We start from the raw sequence: 13,274 nt of genomic DNA, 5'->3' as shown, positions 1-13,274 counted from the left end.
GCCTCTTACAGGCCCCCGCCGCGGCGGCTAAGAAGAAGCAGCCCGCGCAGCATGTCAACGACGCTACCAGACGTCTCGCGGAGCCCCGGACCGTATCTCAGATGCTGAGAAGACTTGTGGCGTGGTTGACTGACTCGATGCGACCGTTCGAGCCTGATGACCTGCCCGCCATGTACGACCTCTACGTCCGCTCCCACCAGGACTTTTCCGGCCCCCTGCTGAGTGAGCGAATGGTGCGGGCCATGGTGTGCGATCCGCCGTCGACGGACGCGCGTGAGGCGTGGGTCACATCCGATCTGTCCGGCTGGTACAGCCTGCGTGCCCCGCTGGCCGAGAACCTCCACTTCACCTCGATCGGCCCGCTGGTGGTCGATCCCCGCCGGCAGCGCGAGGGCATCGGGCGTGCCCTGTTCGAGCACGCGATCGGCCGGGCCAGGGCGCTGGGCCGCACCACCGTGGTCTGGGAGACGCCCGACGGCATGCCGGGCGCGAAGTTCTCGGCCGCCGTGGGCGGCACTCCCGCGCTGCCCGAGACCAGGAGCGTGCTCGACCTCTCCGGCGTGGGCCACTTCGCCGAGCTGGAGCGGGAGGCCGCCGGTCACGCCGCCGGCTACACCGTCACCCACCTGCCCTGGCCGGCTCCCGAGGAGCTGCTGCCCGCGCTGGTGACGCTGATGGAGGGGATGAACGACATCCCCACCGGCGAGATCGACTTCGCCGCCACCCGCTGGACCACCGCCCGCTACCAGGAGTTCCAGCAGCGGCTGCACGCCAAGGGCGTGACCTTCTACATCACCATGGCCACCCATGACGCCACGGGCGAGCCCGCCGCGTTCACCATGGTCGCGGTCGACGAGGACCACGGCGGCTGGGCCAAGCAGCAGGACACCGCGGTGCTGCGCGCGCATCGCGGACACCGGCTGGGGCTGCTGGTCAAGCTGGCCAACGCCCGCTGGATGCGCGAGGCGGACCCGTCGCTCGACAGGATCCTCACCTGGAACGCCGACTCCAACGCGCACATGCTGGCCATCAACCACGCCATGGGGTTCCGGCCGCTCGACCAGTGGGCTACCTGGCAAGTGGTGCTGACAGGCAGGTGACGCAACCGCTTCCCTGACCAGGGCAATACCTGCCGTAGAAGGCTTTCTATCACCGTGTCGGTACAGTCAGGATCATGCAGGACAACGAGATTCTGAGCCGGATCAAGCAGCTGGTCGCCGAGGAGCACGAGCTGCGCACCAAACTGTCGGAGGGCACGCTCGGCTCCGACGAGGAGAACACCCGCGTCAGGGAGCTGGAAGTCGCCCTCGACCAGTGCTGGGACCTGCTGCGCCAGCGGCGCGCCCGCCGCTCGGCCGGCGAGGACCCCGACGCCGCCGGCGTGCGCCCCGCCGGGCAGGTGGAGAACTACCGGCAGTAAGGGGCGCCTAGTCAGCCACGTAGGTGATGTGGTCGACGTAGTAGCCGCGGATCTTGCTGCCGCGCACGTGCATGTTGGCCGCGCCGCCCTCGTAGTACCAGTGGCAGATGTAGCCCTTGGACTCCTTCTCGCAGCCCATGAACTGGTGGATCTGGTCACCGGGCTGGTACTTGGCCTTGAACTGCTGCGTGATGGCCTTGAAGGTCGCGACCTCCATGGCCGCGTTCTTGTCGTTGGCGAGGTAGGCCTTGTAGAGCCACTTGGCGGCGTGCGACGGCTTGGTCAGGTGGCGCGAGGTGTAGACCTTGACCACCTTCGAGCCGGAGACGATCATCCGGATGCCGTTGAGCGCACCGGGCACGGTCACGCTGGTGTGGGCGAAGTCGCAGACCTTGCCGTAACACTTCGGGCCCACGTCAGGCGTGCGGTAGGGGTAGGCGAACAAGGTCTTCACGGCCGAGGGCGAGCCGTACTTCAGCGCCTTGGCCTCGTCGCCGGCCACCCACGCCTTGAACAGCTTGCCGGACACCGTGACCGGCTTGGGCGAGGCGGCCTGCGCGGCCGCGGGCTGAAGCAGAAGGGCGGCCGTGGCCGCAGTGGCCGCCGCGCCGAGCAGGAGTCTCTTCGTCATGAGGCGAAGGTAGGGGGCGGCTCTTGCACGGCGATTGCACTCCTCAAGCACGCAGATTGAAAGGCCCCTTCGCACCCGCCGCACCGGCGGCGAAGGCGGTGTCACCGGCCCGGCCTCTCAAACGGCGCGATGCTCAGACGGCGAGCAGGTGCTGCACCTCCTCGCCGCGCAGTTCGCGGGCCTCGCCCTCGCGCACGACGCGGCCGGCGTCGAGGATGACGAACCGGTCGGCCAGCCGCAGGGCGATGTCCACGTACTGCTCCACGAGCAGCACCGACAGCCCCGACCCGTGCAGCCGTTCGATGGCCTCCTCGATCTCGATGATGATCGACGGCTGGATGCCCTCGGTCGGCTCGTCCAGGATGAGCATCCTCGGCCGGGTGACCAGCGCACGCGCGATGGCCAGCTGCTGCTGCTGGCCGCCCGACAGGTAGCCCGCCTGCCGCTTGAGGAGCGGCTTGAGCGCCGGGAAGACGTCGAGCGCCTCGTCGAGCGCCGACGGCGAGCCCTTCGAGGCCTCCAGCGTCACCTGAAGGTTCCCCAGCACCGACAGCTGCGGGAAGGTGTCGTGTCCCTGGGGCACGTAGGCGATGCCGAGCCGTACCCGCTCGTGCGGTTTGAGCCTGGTGATGTCGCGCCCGTCGAAGGTGACGGTGCCCGAGGTGACGGGCAGGACGCCCATCACCGTGTCGAGCAGGGTGGTCTTGCCGACGCCGTTGCGTCCCATGACGCAGACGAGCTCGCCGGGTTCGACCGTCAGCGAGACTCCGAACAGCACGCGCGCTCTGCCGTACCCCGACTCAAGATCCCGTACCGACAGCATCACTGGCCCTCCTCCCGAGGTAGACCTCCTGGACGCGCGGGTCGGCCCGTACCTGGTCGACCGACCCCTCCGTGAGCACCTTGCCCTCGTGGAGCACGGTGACCTGCGAGGCGTAGCGCCGCAGGAACTCCATGTCGTGCTCCACGACGATGACGGTGTGGTCCCGGGCGATGCCGGTGAGCAGTTCGCCGGTGCGCTCGCGCTCCTCGCGCGACATGCCGGCGACCGGCTCGTCCAGCAGCAGCAGCCGGGGCCTCTGGGCCAGCAGCATGCCGATCTCTAGCCACTGGCGCTGGCCGTGCGAGAGAACGCCGGCCGAACGTTCGGCGAGTTCTTCGAGGCCGGTCCTGCTCAGAGCCTCCTCGACCGCCTCGGTGACGCCCTTGCGCTGTCTCATCAGGCTCCACAGCGGCTTGCGGAAGCTGGCGGCCAGGTCGAGGTTCTCCAGGACGGTGAGTTCCTCGAAGACCACCGCGGTCTGGAAGGTGCGGCCGACGCCGAGCCTGACGATGTGGTGTTCCTTGCGGCCGACGAGGTCGTGGCCGTCGAAGCCGACGGTGCCGGACGTGGGCCTGGTCAGGCCGGTGATCACGTCGATCAGCGTGGTCTTGCCGGCGCCGTTGGGCCCGATGAGGAAGCGCAGTTCCCCTTCGGCGACGGTGAGATCGACGCCGCCGAGGGCCTTGAAGCCGTCGAAGTCGACCTGGATGTCACGCAGTTCGAGCACGCTTGATCACCCCCATGATTCCCTTCGGGGCGAGCGTCATCACCAGGATGAACAGGGCCCCTTGCAGGTAGAGCCAGCCGTCGGCGAACTGCTCGCTGAAGGCGGTCTTGGCGTATCCCATGACGACCGCGCCCAGGACGGCTCCGGCCAGCGCGTAGCGTCCGCCCACCGCGACGGCGACGACCAGCTCCAGCGACGGGACGACGCCGAGCAGGGCGGGCGAGATGATCCCGACGACGGGCACGAACAGCGCTCCGGCCAGGCCCGCCATGCCCGCCGAGATCGCGAAGGTGACGGTCTTGACGGTGGCCGGGTCGTAGCCGAGGAAGCGCACCCGGTCCTCACCGTCGCGCACCGCCACCAGCAGCCTGCCGTACCTGCTCCTGACCAGCTGACGCGCGCCCAGGTAGAGCAGCGCGAGCACGACGGCGACCACGAAGTACAGCCCGCGCTGCGTGGAGTCCTCGGCCAGGTCCCAGGCGAACAGGTCGTAGAAGTTGGTCATGCCGTTGGTGCCGCCGGTCAGGCCCTGCTGGCCGACGAGCAGGATGACCAGGGCGGCGGCCAGCGCCTGGGTGAGGATGGCGAAGTAGGCGCCGCGCACCCGCTGGCGGAAGACCAGCAGGCCGAGCAGGGTGGCCAGGAGCATGGGCCCGAGGATTGCCGTCGCGAGGGCGAAGACGGGGTTGGCGAAGGGCGTCCACAGCGCGGGCAGTTTCTCCACGCCGCTCCAGACCATGAAGTCGGGCAGGCCGCCTTCCTGGAGCTTGAGGTACATGGCCATCGAGTAGCCGCCCAGGCCGAAGAAGACGCCCTGGCCGAGGGTGAGCATGCCGCCCTGTCCCCAGGCCAGGCCAATGCCGAGGGCGACGATCGCGAAGCAGAGGTATTTGGCCAGCAGGTTGAGCCGGAAGGCGTCCATGAGGAACGGCGCGGCGACGACCAGCAGGCCGACGAGGATCGGATAGATCGCCTTTTTCATGACATCGGCCTTTTTCATGACGTCGGCCTTGTTCATGACGTCGGTCTTGTTCATGAGAGGGCTCGCGATCTGACGGTGAACAGGCCCTGCGGCCGGAACTGCAGGAACGCGATGACGGCGGCGAACACGATGACCTTGGCCAGGCTCGCGTCCGACCAGAACTCGGCGTAGGAGTTGAGCAGCCCGAGCCCGGCCGCCGCCAGGACCGCCCCGCGCAGCTGTCCGAGACCGCCCGCGACCACGACCAGGAAGGCGTCGACGATGTAGTAGGTGCCCAGCGAGGGACCGACCGGGCCGACGAGCGTGAGCGCCACCCCTGCGATGCCCGCCAGCCCGGAGCCGATGAAGAAGGTCAGCATGTCGACGCGGCCGGTGTCGATGCCGCTGGTCGCCGCGAGCCTTCTGTTCTGCATGACCGCGCGCATGCGCCGGCCGTGCTTGGTTCTCACCAGGTAGAGCCAGACCCCCACGACGCTGGCGATGGCCAGGCCCATGATGAACAGGCGGTTGTACGGCAGGATGCCGATGCCGCCGGCGAGCCAGTCGGGCGCCTTGACCTGCACGTTCGGGGCGCCGAACAGGTCGCGGGCGAGCTGTTGCAGCACCAGGCTGACGCCCCAGGTGAGCAGCAGCGTGTCGAGCGGCCTGCCGTAGAAGTGCCGGATGGCCAGCCGCTCCAGGACCAGGCCCATCGCCCCGGCCACGAAGAAGGCCACGACCAGCGAGGGCACGAACAGGCCGGGCAGGAGGAAGGCGGTGTAGGCACCCGCCATGATGAACTCGCCGTGCGCCATGTTGATCACGCCCATCTGCCCGAAGGTGAAGGTCAGGCCCAGGGCGATGAGCAGGAGCACGGCGCCGATCGACAGGCCGATCGGCAGCTGGTTGACGAAGGCTTCCAAGGCCGTCCTTTCCAGTGGAGGTCCGGCCGGGCCGCCGGGCAGATGCGTTCTTTCGCGCTCTCGGCGGCCCGGCGCCCGGTCAGCCCGCGGTCAGGCCGCTCGCCCAGGGGTAGCCCTTGAGGTAGGGGTCGGGCTTGATGGGCTGGCCGGAGTTCCAGACCTCCTTGATCAGACCGTCGGTCTGGATGATTCCGATGCGGGCGGTCTTGTACATGTGCTGGTTCTCGCCGTCGATGGTCACCAGGCCCTCGGGGCGCTCCAGCGCGATGCCGCCGGCGGCCTTCTTGACGGCCTCGACCTCGGTGGTGCCGGCCTTCTTGACCGCCTCGGCCCACAGGTAGACGGCGTTGTAGCCGGCCTCCATCGGGTCGCTGGTCACCTTCTGCGCGCCGTACTTGGCCTTGAAGGCGGCGACGAACTTGTCGTTGGCGGGGGTCGCGGTGGTCTGGTAGTAGTTCCACGCCACCGGGTGGCCGGCGATGTTGTCGACGCCGATGCCGGTGACCTCCTCCTCGGCGACGCTCACCGACAGGACAGGCATCGCCTCGGCGGTCAGGCCCGCGCTCTTGAACTGCTTGAAGAAGGCCACGTTGCTGTCGCCGTTGAGCGTGTTGAAGACCGCGTCCGGCTTGGCCTGGGCGACCTTGTTGACGAGCGTGGAGTATTCGGTGTGGCCCAGCGGGGTGTACTCCTCGCCGAGGACCTCCATGCCGTTGGCGGTGGCGTACGCCTTGATGATCTTGTTGGCGGTGCGCGGGAAGACGTAGTCGCTGCCCACCAGGAAGATCTTCTTCTTGCCCTGCTCCTTGAGGTAGTCGAGGCCGGGGATGATCTGCTGGTTGGTGGTCGCGCCGGTGTAGAAGATGTACGGCGAGGCCTCCAGCCCCTCGTACTGCACCGGGTACCACAGCAGCGCCTTGTTGCGCTCGAAGACCGGGAGCATGGCCTTGCGGCTGGCGCTGGTCCAGCCGCCGAAGACGGTGGCGACCTTGTCCTGGCGGATGAGCTTGGTGGCCTTCTCGGCGAAGGTGGGCCAGTCCGAGGCGCCGTCCTCCACCACGGGCACGAGCTTCTTGCCCAGCACGCCGCCCGCGGCGTTGATCTCCTCGATGGCCAGCAGCTCGGCGTCGCGCACGGTGACCTCGCTGATGGCCATCGTCCCGCTGAGGGAGTGCAGGATCCCGACCTTGATGTCACCGCCTTCGGCGGAACCGGTGGAGCCGGTGGATCCGCATCCGGCGGCGGCGACCATCAGGGCTGTCGCCAACAGGGCATTGGACAGTCGCATTGGTATACCCCTCTCGTTTCGCAAGCAGCGTGAACGGCGGGGATTTCCCCTGAAGATCGCGACGGTTAATTGCGGATTGCCCGGACTTCACCGCTCGTTCGCGACACGAGGCCAACCCAGGGAAACCGGCGCGACATACGTCGGCAACACCTTGGAAATGCCCCGTCCCTAGGGTCCGGGCATGCGGCTTACCCCTCACGAGCAGGAGCGCCTGCTCATCCACGTCGCCGCCGGGGTCGCACGCGAGCGCCGGGCCAGAGGCCTCCAGCTCAACTACCCGGAGGCCACCGCGATCATCGCGTCCTTCCTGATGGAAGGCGCCAGGGACGGCCGCACCGTGGCCGAGCTCATGCAGTCGGGCCGCGAGGTGCTGACCCGCGACGACGTCATGGAGGGGGTGCCGGAGATGCTGGAGTCGGTCCAGATCGAGGCCACCTTCCCCGACGGCACCAAGCTCGTCACCGTCCACCGGCCGATCCCATGATCCCCGGCGAGTACGTCGTGCCCGACGAGGCCGTCGAGCTGAATCCCGGCCGCCCGCGCGTCACGCTGCGCGTCGTCAACACCGCCGACCGCCCGATCCAGGTCGGCTCCCACTACCACTTCGCCGCCGTCAACCCCGGCCTGTCCTTCGACCGCAAGGCCGCCTGGGGTCACCGCCTCGACGTCCCCGCCGGTACGGCCGTGCGCTTCGAGCCCGGCGTGGAGCGCGACGTCACCCTGGTGCCGCTGGCCGGCAACCGGATCGTGCCAGGACTGCGCCCCGAGTGGGCAGGCCCGCTCGACCGAGGAGCCCCCGATGCCTGAGATCTCCCGCGCCCGCTCGACCGAGGATCACCCCCATGCCTGAGATCTCCCGCGCGCGCTACGCCGCCCTCTACGGCCCCACCGTCGGCGACAAGGTGCGCCTGGCCGACACCGACCTGTTCATCGAGGTCACCGAGGACCGCTCCATGGGCCCGGCGGGAGCCGGTGACGAGGTCGTCTTCGGCGGCGGCAAGGTGATCCGCGAGTCGATGGGCCAGGCCCGCACCACCCGTGCGGAGGGCGCTCCCGACCTGGTCATCACGGGCGCGGTCATCCTCGACCACTGGGGCGTGATCAAGGCCGACGTCGCCGTGACCGACGGGCGCGTCACTGCCATCGGCAAGGCCGGCAACCCCGACACCATGGACGGCGTCGACATCGTCATCGGCCCGTCGACCGAGATCCTCGGCGGCAACGGCAAGATCCTCACCGCGGGCGGCATCGACTCGCACGTGCACCTGATCTGCCCGCAGGTCCTCGACACCGCGATCGCCTCCGGCATCACCACGATCATCGGCGGCGGCACCGGACCGGTCGACGGCACCAAGGCCACCACCGTCACCCCGTCGTGGTACCTGGGCCGCATGCTGGAGTCGCTCGACGCCTTCCCGCTCAACTTCGCTCTGCTCGGCAAGGGCAACACCGTCAGCTCCGAGGGCCTGCTGGAGCAGCTGCGCGCCGGGGCCTCGGGCTTCAAGCTGCACGAGGACTGGGGCACCACCCCGGCCGCCATCGACGCCTGCCTGGCCGTCGCCGACGCCACCGGCGTGCAGGTGACCATCCACACCGACACGCTCAACGAGGCGGGATTCGTCGAGTCGACGCTCAAGGCCATCGGCGACCGGATGATCCACGCCTACCACACCGAGGGCGCCGGAGGCGGGCACGCTCCCGACATCATCCGGGTGGCCTCCTACGGCAACATCCTGCCGTCGTCGACGAACCCGACCCGCCCGCACACCGTCAACACGCTCGACGAGCACCTCGACATGCTGATGGTCTGCCACCATCTCAACCCCTCCATCCCCGAGGACCTGGCCTTCGCCGAGTCGCGCATCAGGCCCTCGACCATGGCCGCCGAGGACGTGCTCCACGACCTGGGCGCGATCTCCATGATCGGCTCCGACTCCCAGGCCATGGGACGCGTCGGCGAGACGATCATCCGTACCTGGCAGACCGCCCACGTCATGGAGCGGCGCTTCGGCCCGGTGGCCGACAACCTGCGGGCCCGCCGCTTCATCGCCAAGTACACGATCTGCCCGGCGATCGCCCACGGCCTGGAGGCGGAGGTCGGCTCGGTCGAGCCGGGCAAGCTCGCCGACCTGGTGCTCTGGGACCCGGCCTTCTTCGGGGTCAAGCCCGACCTCGTGCTCAAGGGCGGCGTGGTGGCCTGGGCCCAGATGGGCGACGCCAACGCCTCCATCCCGACGCCGCAGCCGGTGCTGCCCCGGCCCATGTTCGGCGCGTTCGGCGCCACTCCGGCGGCCACCTCGCTGCACTTCATCTCGCCGCTCGCCCTGGAGTCGGGCCTCGGCGACCGGCTCGCCGTACGCCGCCGGCTGGCGCCCGTGGCCGACGTACGGCGGCGAGGCAAGGCCTCCATGCCGCTGAACGACGCCATGCCCAGGATCGAGGTCGCGCCCGACACCTTCGAGGTGCGCATCGACGGCGAACGCGTCGAACCCTCGCCCGCCACGGTGCTGCCCCTGGCCCAGCGATACTTCCTGTTCTGATGACGCCAGGCCTCCTCCTGCTCACCGACTCCCGCCTTCCCGCCGGCTCCCACGCCCACTCGGGAGGCATGGAACAGGCCGTCAAGGAGGGCCTGGTCCACGACCTGGCCAGCCTGGAGTCGTTCCTCGCCGGGCGGCTCAGGACGGCGGGCGCGGTCGCCGCGGGCTTCGCCTCCCAGGCGTGCGCCGGGCACGACCCGGTCGAGCTCGACGCGGAGCTCGACGCCAGGACCGCCTCCCCGGCCCAGCGGGAGGCCGCCAGGACCCAGGGACGGCTGCTGCTCCGGGTGGCCAGGCGCATCTGGCCCTCCCCCGCCCTGGAGGAGCTGGCCGGGAGGCTCCCCAGCCCCCACCACCCGATCGCCCTGGGTGTGACGGCCGCCGTGGTGGGCGCCACCCCGCGCGAGGCCGGCGCCGCGGCCGCCTACCACGCGGTCACCGGCCCCGCCACGGCGGCGGTGCGGCTGCTCGGCCTGGACCCGGTGGCGGTCCACCGGGTCCTGGCCACGCTCGACCTTCCCTCACCCGACGGGCTGCCCGCGGCCTCGGCTCCGCTGCTCGACCTGCTCGCCGAGCGGCACCGCCGCAGCCCCGTCCGGTTGTTCGTCTCCTGAAAGGAGCCCATCATGGGCGCAGTACACGACGACGTCCACCACGCTCCCGACGGCCGCGGCCGGGCCCTGCGCCTGGGCATCGGCGGCCCGGTCGGCAGCGGCAAGACCGCCCTGACCGCGGCGTTGTGCCGCGCGCTGGGCGGCTCGCTGCGCCTGGGCGTGGTTACCAACGACATCTACACCACCGAGGACGCCGACTTCCTGCGCAGGGCCGGGGTGCTCGACCCTGAGCGCATCCTGGCCGTCGAGACCGGCTGCTGCCCGCACACCGCCATCCGCGACGACATCGCGGCCAACGTGGACGCCGTGGAGACGCTGGAGGAGCGCTTCGGGCCGCTCGACCTGGTGATCGTCGAGAGTGGCGGCGACAACCTGACCGCCACCTTCAGCCGGGGCCTGGTCGACCGGCAGATCTTCGTCCTCGACGTGTCGGGCGGCGACAAGGTGCCGCGCAAGGGCGGCCCCGGCGTCACCTCCGCCGACCTGCTGGTGGTCAACAAGACGGACCTGGCGCCGATGGTCGGCGCCGACCTGGGCGTCATGGACCGCGACGCGGCCGCCGTACGGCAGGGCAAGCCGGTGCTGTTCACCTCGGTCAGGACCGAGGGGGCGGCAGAGGTGGCCGCCTGGGTCACGGAACAGGTCCACGAGTGGTCCCACGAGCACGAGCACGGGCACGACCACGGGCACGGGCACGACCACGGGCATCCGGTGCACGCGTGAGCCTGGCCGCGGTCGCGGCGCGGCGGGCGATGCGGGCGCGGGCGGAGATCGCCACGACCCTCTCCGCGGGCCGGACCGCCCTCACCGTCCTGCGCTCCAGCCCTCCGCTCACCCTGCGCCAGACCGGACCCGTCACCGTCCACCTCGTCTCCACGGCGGCGGGGCCGCTCGGAGGCGACGAGCTGGAACTGGACCTGCGCGTGGCCCCCGGCACGACGCTCGAGGTCGGCTCGATCGCCTCCACGCTGGTCCTGCCGGGTGAGGGCCCGTCGTCCATGACGGTGACGGCGCACGTCGGCGCGGGCGCGTCGCTGCGCTTCGCCCCGGAACCGACCGTCCTGGCCGACGGCTGCGACCACCGCATGGCCGTACGGCTGTCGCTGGACGGCGACGCCCGCGTGTGGTGGCGCGAGGAGGTCGTCATGGGCAGGTACGGCGAGGCGGGCGGGCGTTGCGTCACCCGCTTCGACGCCACGGCCGGCGGCCGGCCGCTGCTCAGGCAGGAGCTGGAGCTCGGCACCGGCCCCTGCTCCCCCGCCGTGCTGGGCGGCGCCCGGTGCGTCGGCAGCGTGCTGACGACGCGGCCGTGCGACACGGCGGTGGCCGACGGGGCTGTGGCCGACGGGGCTGTGGCCGACGGGGCTGTGGCCGACGGGGTGGTGGTGATGCCGCTGGCCGGACCGGGAACGCTGGTCCAGGCCCTGGCCGCCGACGCGGTCGAGCTGCGCGAGCGCCTCGACTGGGGCCTCGCCCAGGTGCCGCCGTCGTAGACCCCCGGCATCGGACTCCGGCGTGCGTGCCACGGTGTCATGCCCTGGCTGTCGGGCCGTACGCGACCTAGGGTTGTGTCATGGCCTTGCTCGTCGTCGTCGCCGGTGTGGTGCTCGTCTACTGCTCCACCCTGCCCTGGGTGGCCATCGAGGCGGGCACGACCATCATCAGCGGCTCCTTCGCCCAGGAGCGCGCTTTGGAGAACCCTCTCGGGCTGCTCGTCCTGATCTGCGGCATCATCGTGATCGCCCTGGGCGCGACGGGCGCCTACGCGGGCCGCCGCCTGCTCACGGGCCTGGCCGCCGTGCCGGCGCTGGCCGCGGGGGTGCTGGTCGTGCTCTACCTGGTGCACGCCACCGGCGCGGTCGACCTGCGGCTGGGCAACTGGCTGACGGTCGGCACGGTGATCCAGCCCGGCTGCTACGCGGCGCTGGGTGCTTCGCTGGTCGCGACGCTCTGCGCCGTGCTGGCGATCAGTCGTAGAAACCGAGCCGGCGCAGCTGCTTCGGGTCGCGCTGCCAGTCCTTCGCCACGCTGATGCGCAGGTCGAGGTAGACGCGGGTGCCGAGCAGCGCCTCGATCTGCTTGCGCGCCGTGGTGCCGACCTCGCGCAGGCGCTCGCCCTTGCGGCCGATCACGATCGCCTTCTGCGAGGGCCGCTCGACGAACATGTGCGCGTAGATGTCGAGCAGGTCGTCGCGCCCCTCGCGGGGCAGCATCTCGTCGACCACCACCGCGATGGAGTGAGGCAGCTCGTCGCGCACGCCCTCCAGCGCGGCCTCCCTGATCAGCTCGCCCACCAGGACCTGCTCGGGCTCGTCGGTGAGCTGGCCGTCGGGGTAGAGCGGCGGCGACTCGGGAAGGTGCTTGATGAGCACGTCGCCGAGGATGTCGAGCTGGTCGCCCGACACGCCGGAGACCGGCACGACGTCGGCGAACTCACCCAGCTCGGAGACGGCCAGCAGCTGCTCGGCGATCTGCTCGCGGGAGGCCAGGTCGCACTTGGTGACCACGGCGACCACCGGGGTCTTCTTGACCGCGGTGAGCTTGTCGGCGATGAAACGGTCGCCCTTGCCCACCTTCTCGTTGGCGGGCACGCAGAAACCGATCACGTCGACCTCGGTGAGCGTCGACAACACCAGGCTGTCGAGACGCTCGCCGAGGAGCGTGCGCGGCCGGTGCAGGCCGGGAGTGTCGACGATGACCAGCTGGGCGTCAGGCCGGTGCACGATGCCCCTGATGGCGCGCCTGGTGGTCTGCGGCTTGTTGGAGGTGATCGCCACCTTCTGGCCGACCAGGGCGTTCATCAGCGTGGACTTGCCCACGTTGGGCCGTCCGACGAAACAGGCGAATCCGGCTCGATGTTCAGAGGTCACCTAATGATTGTCCCACCAGCTGAAGGCCGCGGGCAGCACATGGGTGGTCCAGGCGGGCATGAGCAGCCCCGCCGCCTCGTGTTCGCCCGCCCACCTGACCTCGAGGATCTCGTCACGATCGGGCATCGGTGTGCCGCCGACCACGGCGCAGCCGTACGCGGCGATGACGTAGGCGCACTCGTGGCCGTTGGGGTAGACGGTGCGGAAGTCCGGCCCGCCGTACACGCCGATCAGCCCGCGCACCTCGGCCTCGACGCCGACCTCCTCGGCCAGCTCGCGCACGACCGTGTCCTCCGGGCTCTCGTCGGGGTCCATGCTGCCGCCGGGCGGCGCCCACAGGCCGGTGTCGGCGTGCCGGGCGACCAGCAGCCTGCCGTGCTCGTCGAAGACGAATCCGGCCGCGGAGGGGAGCAGCAGCAGCCGTGAGCCGACCTCCGCGCGCAGGCCTGCCAGGTAGGGGGACATCGCCATCATCGT

The 13,274-nt window shown here is 70.3% G+C and carries 17 protein-coding genes; 9 read left to right on the top strand and 8 right to left on the bottom strand.

Features of this window, described 5'->3' with window-relative positions; genetic code table 11:
- The first annotated feature begins 137 nt into the window (after positions 1 to 137).
- Both HNR30_RS02160 and HNR30_RS02155 read left to right on the top strand, forming a co-directional pair.
- Entirely contained in the window at positions 138 to 1,100 is a 963-nt protein-coding gene (locus tag HNR30_RS02160; protein WP_181607924.1) for a GNAT family N-acetyltransferase, read from the top strand.
- A 74-nt stretch (positions 1,101 to 1,174) separates the two neighbouring features.
- Positions 1,175 to 1,420, top strand: coding sequence for a DUF2630 family protein (locus HNR30_RS02155; protein ID WP_181607923.1), 246 nt, complete (start codon positions 1,175 to 1,177; stop codon positions 1,418 to 1,420).
- A gap of 7 nt (positions 1,421 to 1,427) precedes the next feature.
- Here the strand turns inward: HNR30_RS02155 and HNR30_RS02150 are convergent, their stop codons facing one another.
- The 6 genes from HNR30_RS02150 to urtA form a co-directional block, all read right to left on the bottom strand.
- On the bottom strand, positions 1,428 to 2,051 hold the full coding sequence (locus tag HNR30_RS02150; RefSeq protein ID WP_181607922.1) for a hypothetical protein: 624 nt from the start codon (positions 2,049 to 2,051) through the stop codon (positions 1,428 to 1,430).
- A 133-nt stretch (positions 2,052 to 2,184) separates the two neighbouring features.
- Complete coding sequence (gene urtE / locus HNR30_RS02145; protein ID WP_181607921.1) at positions 2,185 to 2,874, bottom strand: urea ABC transporter ATP-binding subunit UrtE; 690 nt, start codon at positions 2,872 to 2,874, stop codon at positions 2,185 to 2,187.
- On the bottom strand, positions 2,852 to 3,601 hold the full coding sequence (urtD, locus tag HNR30_RS02140; protein WP_181607920.1) for an urea ABC transporter ATP-binding protein UrtD: 750 nt from the start codon (positions 3,599 to 3,601) through the stop codon (positions 2,852 to 2,854). Before urtD ends, urtE begins: the two co-directional genes overlap by 23 nt.
- Positions 3,585 to 4,637 carry an urea ABC transporter permease subunit UrtC gene (gene urtC, locus HNR30_RS02135; RefSeq protein WP_246377102.1) on the bottom strand — a complete coding sequence of 351 codons (1,053 nt, stop codon included), beginning with the start codon at positions 4,635 to 4,637 and terminating at the stop codon, positions 3,585 to 3,587. Before urtC ends, urtD begins: the two co-directional genes overlap by 17 nt.
- Positions 4,634 to 5,485: an urea ABC transporter permease subunit UrtB gene (gene urtB, locus HNR30_RS02130; protein ID WP_181607919.1), complete on the bottom strand. Its 852-nt coding sequence runs from the start codon at positions 5,483 to 5,485 to the stop codon at positions 4,634 to 4,636. The genes urtC and urtB overlap by 4 nt, the downstream gene beginning before the upstream one ends.
- Positions 5,486 to 5,564: 79 nt before the next feature.
- Complete coding sequence (urtA, locus tag HNR30_RS02125) at positions 5,565 to 6,773, bottom strand: urea ABC transporter substrate-binding protein (RefSeq protein WP_181607918.1); 1,209 nt, start codon at positions 6,771 to 6,773, stop codon at positions 5,565 to 5,567.
- A gap of 181 nt (positions 6,774 to 6,954) precedes the next feature.
- Here urtA and HNR30_RS02120 point away from each other — a divergent pair, with 181 nt between their 5' ends.
- From HNR30_RS02120 to HNR30_RS02090, 7 genes are all read left to right on the top strand, one after another.
- Positions 6,955 to 7,257, top strand: coding sequence for an urease subunit gamma (locus HNR30_RS02120; protein ID WP_181607917.1), 303 nt, complete (start codon positions 6,955 to 6,957; stop codon positions 7,255 to 7,257).
- Positions 7,254 to 7,580, top strand: a complete 327-nt coding sequence (locus HNR30_RS02115) for an urease subunit beta (RefSeq protein ID WP_181607916.1) — start codon at positions 7,254 to 7,256, stop codon at positions 7,578 to 7,580. Before HNR30_RS02120 ends, HNR30_RS02115 begins: the two co-directional genes overlap by 4 nt.
- A gap of 35 nt (positions 7,581 to 7,615) precedes the next feature.
- Positions 7,616 to 9,313, top strand: a complete 1,698-nt coding sequence (locus HNR30_RS02110; protein WP_181607915.1) for an urease subunit alpha — start codon at positions 7,616 to 7,618, stop codon at positions 9,311 to 9,313.
- Positions 9,313 to 9,927, top strand: coding sequence for an urease accessory protein UreF (locus HNR30_RS02105; RefSeq protein WP_181607914.1), 615 nt, complete (start codon positions 9,313 to 9,315; stop codon positions 9,925 to 9,927). Before HNR30_RS02110 ends, HNR30_RS02105 begins: the two co-directional genes overlap by 1 nt.
- A 12-nt stretch (positions 9,928 to 9,939) precedes the next feature.
- Complete coding sequence (gene ureG / locus HNR30_RS02100) at positions 9,940 to 10,650, top strand: urease accessory protein UreG (RefSeq protein WP_181607913.1); 711 nt, start codon at positions 9,940 to 9,942, stop codon at positions 10,648 to 10,650.
- Positions 10,647 to 11,420: an urease accessory protein UreD gene (locus tag HNR30_RS02095; protein ID WP_312894189.1), complete on the top strand. Its 774-nt coding sequence runs from the start codon at positions 10,647 to 10,649 to the stop codon at positions 11,418 to 11,420. The genes ureG and HNR30_RS02095 overlap by 4 nt, the downstream gene beginning before the upstream one ends.
- 80 nt (positions 11,421 to 11,500) lie before the next feature.
- Positions 11,501 to 11,959 carry a hypothetical protein gene (locus HNR30_RS02090; RefSeq protein ID WP_181607912.1) on the top strand — a complete coding sequence of 153 codons (459 nt, stop codon included), beginning with the start codon at positions 11,501 to 11,503 and terminating at the stop codon, positions 11,957 to 11,959.
- On the opposite strand, the gene era is transcribed toward HNR30_RS02090, so the two are convergent.
- Together era and HNR30_RS02080 are read right to left on the bottom strand one after the other, a co-directional pair.
- Complete coding sequence (gene era, locus HNR30_RS02085) at positions 11,895 to 12,797, bottom strand: GTPase Era (protein ID WP_181607911.1); 903 nt, start codon at positions 12,795 to 12,797, stop codon at positions 11,895 to 11,897. The genes HNR30_RS02090 and era overlap by 65 nt on opposite strands.
- A complete protein-coding gene (locus HNR30_RS02080) occupies positions 12,798 to 13,262 on the bottom strand; it encodes an NUDIX domain-containing protein (protein ID WP_181607910.1) in 465 nt (154 codons plus the stop codon).
- Positions 13,263 to 13,274 lie beyond the last annotated feature (12 nt).

Source organism: Nonomuraea soli (genome assembly GCF_013761175.1).
In the GTDB taxonomy this organism is placed as follows: domain Bacteria; phylum Actinomycetota; class Actinomycetes; order Streptosporangiales; family Streptosporangiaceae; genus Nonomuraea; species Nonomuraea soli.
This window is presented reverse-complemented; position numbering and strand designations above follow the sequence as displayed.

What these genes read in the sequence shown, in the direction of transcription:
- HNR30_RS02160 (WP_181607924.1), top strand. Translation starts at nt 138, where the DNA reads ATGCGACCGTTCGAGCCTGATGACCTGCCCGCCATGTACGACCTCTAC.
- HNR30_RS02155 (WP_181607923.1), top strand. Translation starts at nt 1,175, where the DNA reads ATGCAGGACAACGAGATTCTGAGCCGGATCAAGCAGCTGGTCGCCGAG.
- HNR30_RS02150 (WP_181607922.1), bottom strand. Translation starts at nt 2,051, where the DNA reads ATGACGAAGAGACTCCTGCTCGGCGCGGCGGCCACTGCGGCCACGGCC.
- urtE (WP_181607921.1), bottom strand. Translation starts at nt 2,874, where the DNA reads ATGCTGTCGGTACGGGATCTTGAGTCGGGGTACGGCAGAGCGCGCGTG.
- urtC (WP_246377102.1), bottom strand. Translation starts at nt 4,637, where the DNA reads ATGAACAAGACCGACGTCATGAACAAGGCCGACGTCATGAAAAAGGCC.
- urtA (WP_181607918.1), bottom strand. Translation starts at nt 6,773, where the DNA reads ATGCGACTGTCCAATGCCCTGTTGGCGACAGCCCTGATGGTCGCCGCC.
- HNR30_RS02120 (WP_181607917.1), top strand. Translation starts at nt 6,955, where the DNA reads ATGCGGCTTACCCCTCACGAGCAGGAGCGCCTGCTCATCCACGTCGCC.
- HNR30_RS02115 (WP_181607916.1), top strand. Translation starts at nt 7,254, where the DNA reads ATGATCCCCGGCGAGTACGTCGTGCCCGACGAGGCCGTCGAGCTGAAT.
- HNR30_RS02110 (WP_181607915.1), top strand. Translation starts at nt 7,616, where the DNA reads ATGCCTGAGATCTCCCGCGCGCGCTACGCCGCCCTCTACGGCCCCACC.
- HNR30_RS02105 (WP_181607914.1), top strand. Translation starts at nt 9,313, where the DNA reads ATGACGCCAGGCCTCCTCCTGCTCACCGACTCCCGCCTTCCCGCCGGC.
- ureG (WP_181607913.1), top strand. Translation starts at nt 9,940, where the DNA reads ATGGGCGCAGTACACGACGACGTCCACCACGCTCCCGACGGCCGCGGC.
- HNR30_RS02090 (WP_181607912.1), top strand. Translation starts at nt 11,501, where the DNA reads ATGGCCTTGCTCGTCGTCGTCGCCGGTGTGGTGCTCGTCTACTGCTCC.
- HNR30_RS02080 (WP_181607910.1), bottom strand. Translation starts at nt 13,262, where the DNA reads ATGTCCCCCTACCTGGCAGGCCTGCGCGCGGAGGTCGGCTCACGGCTG.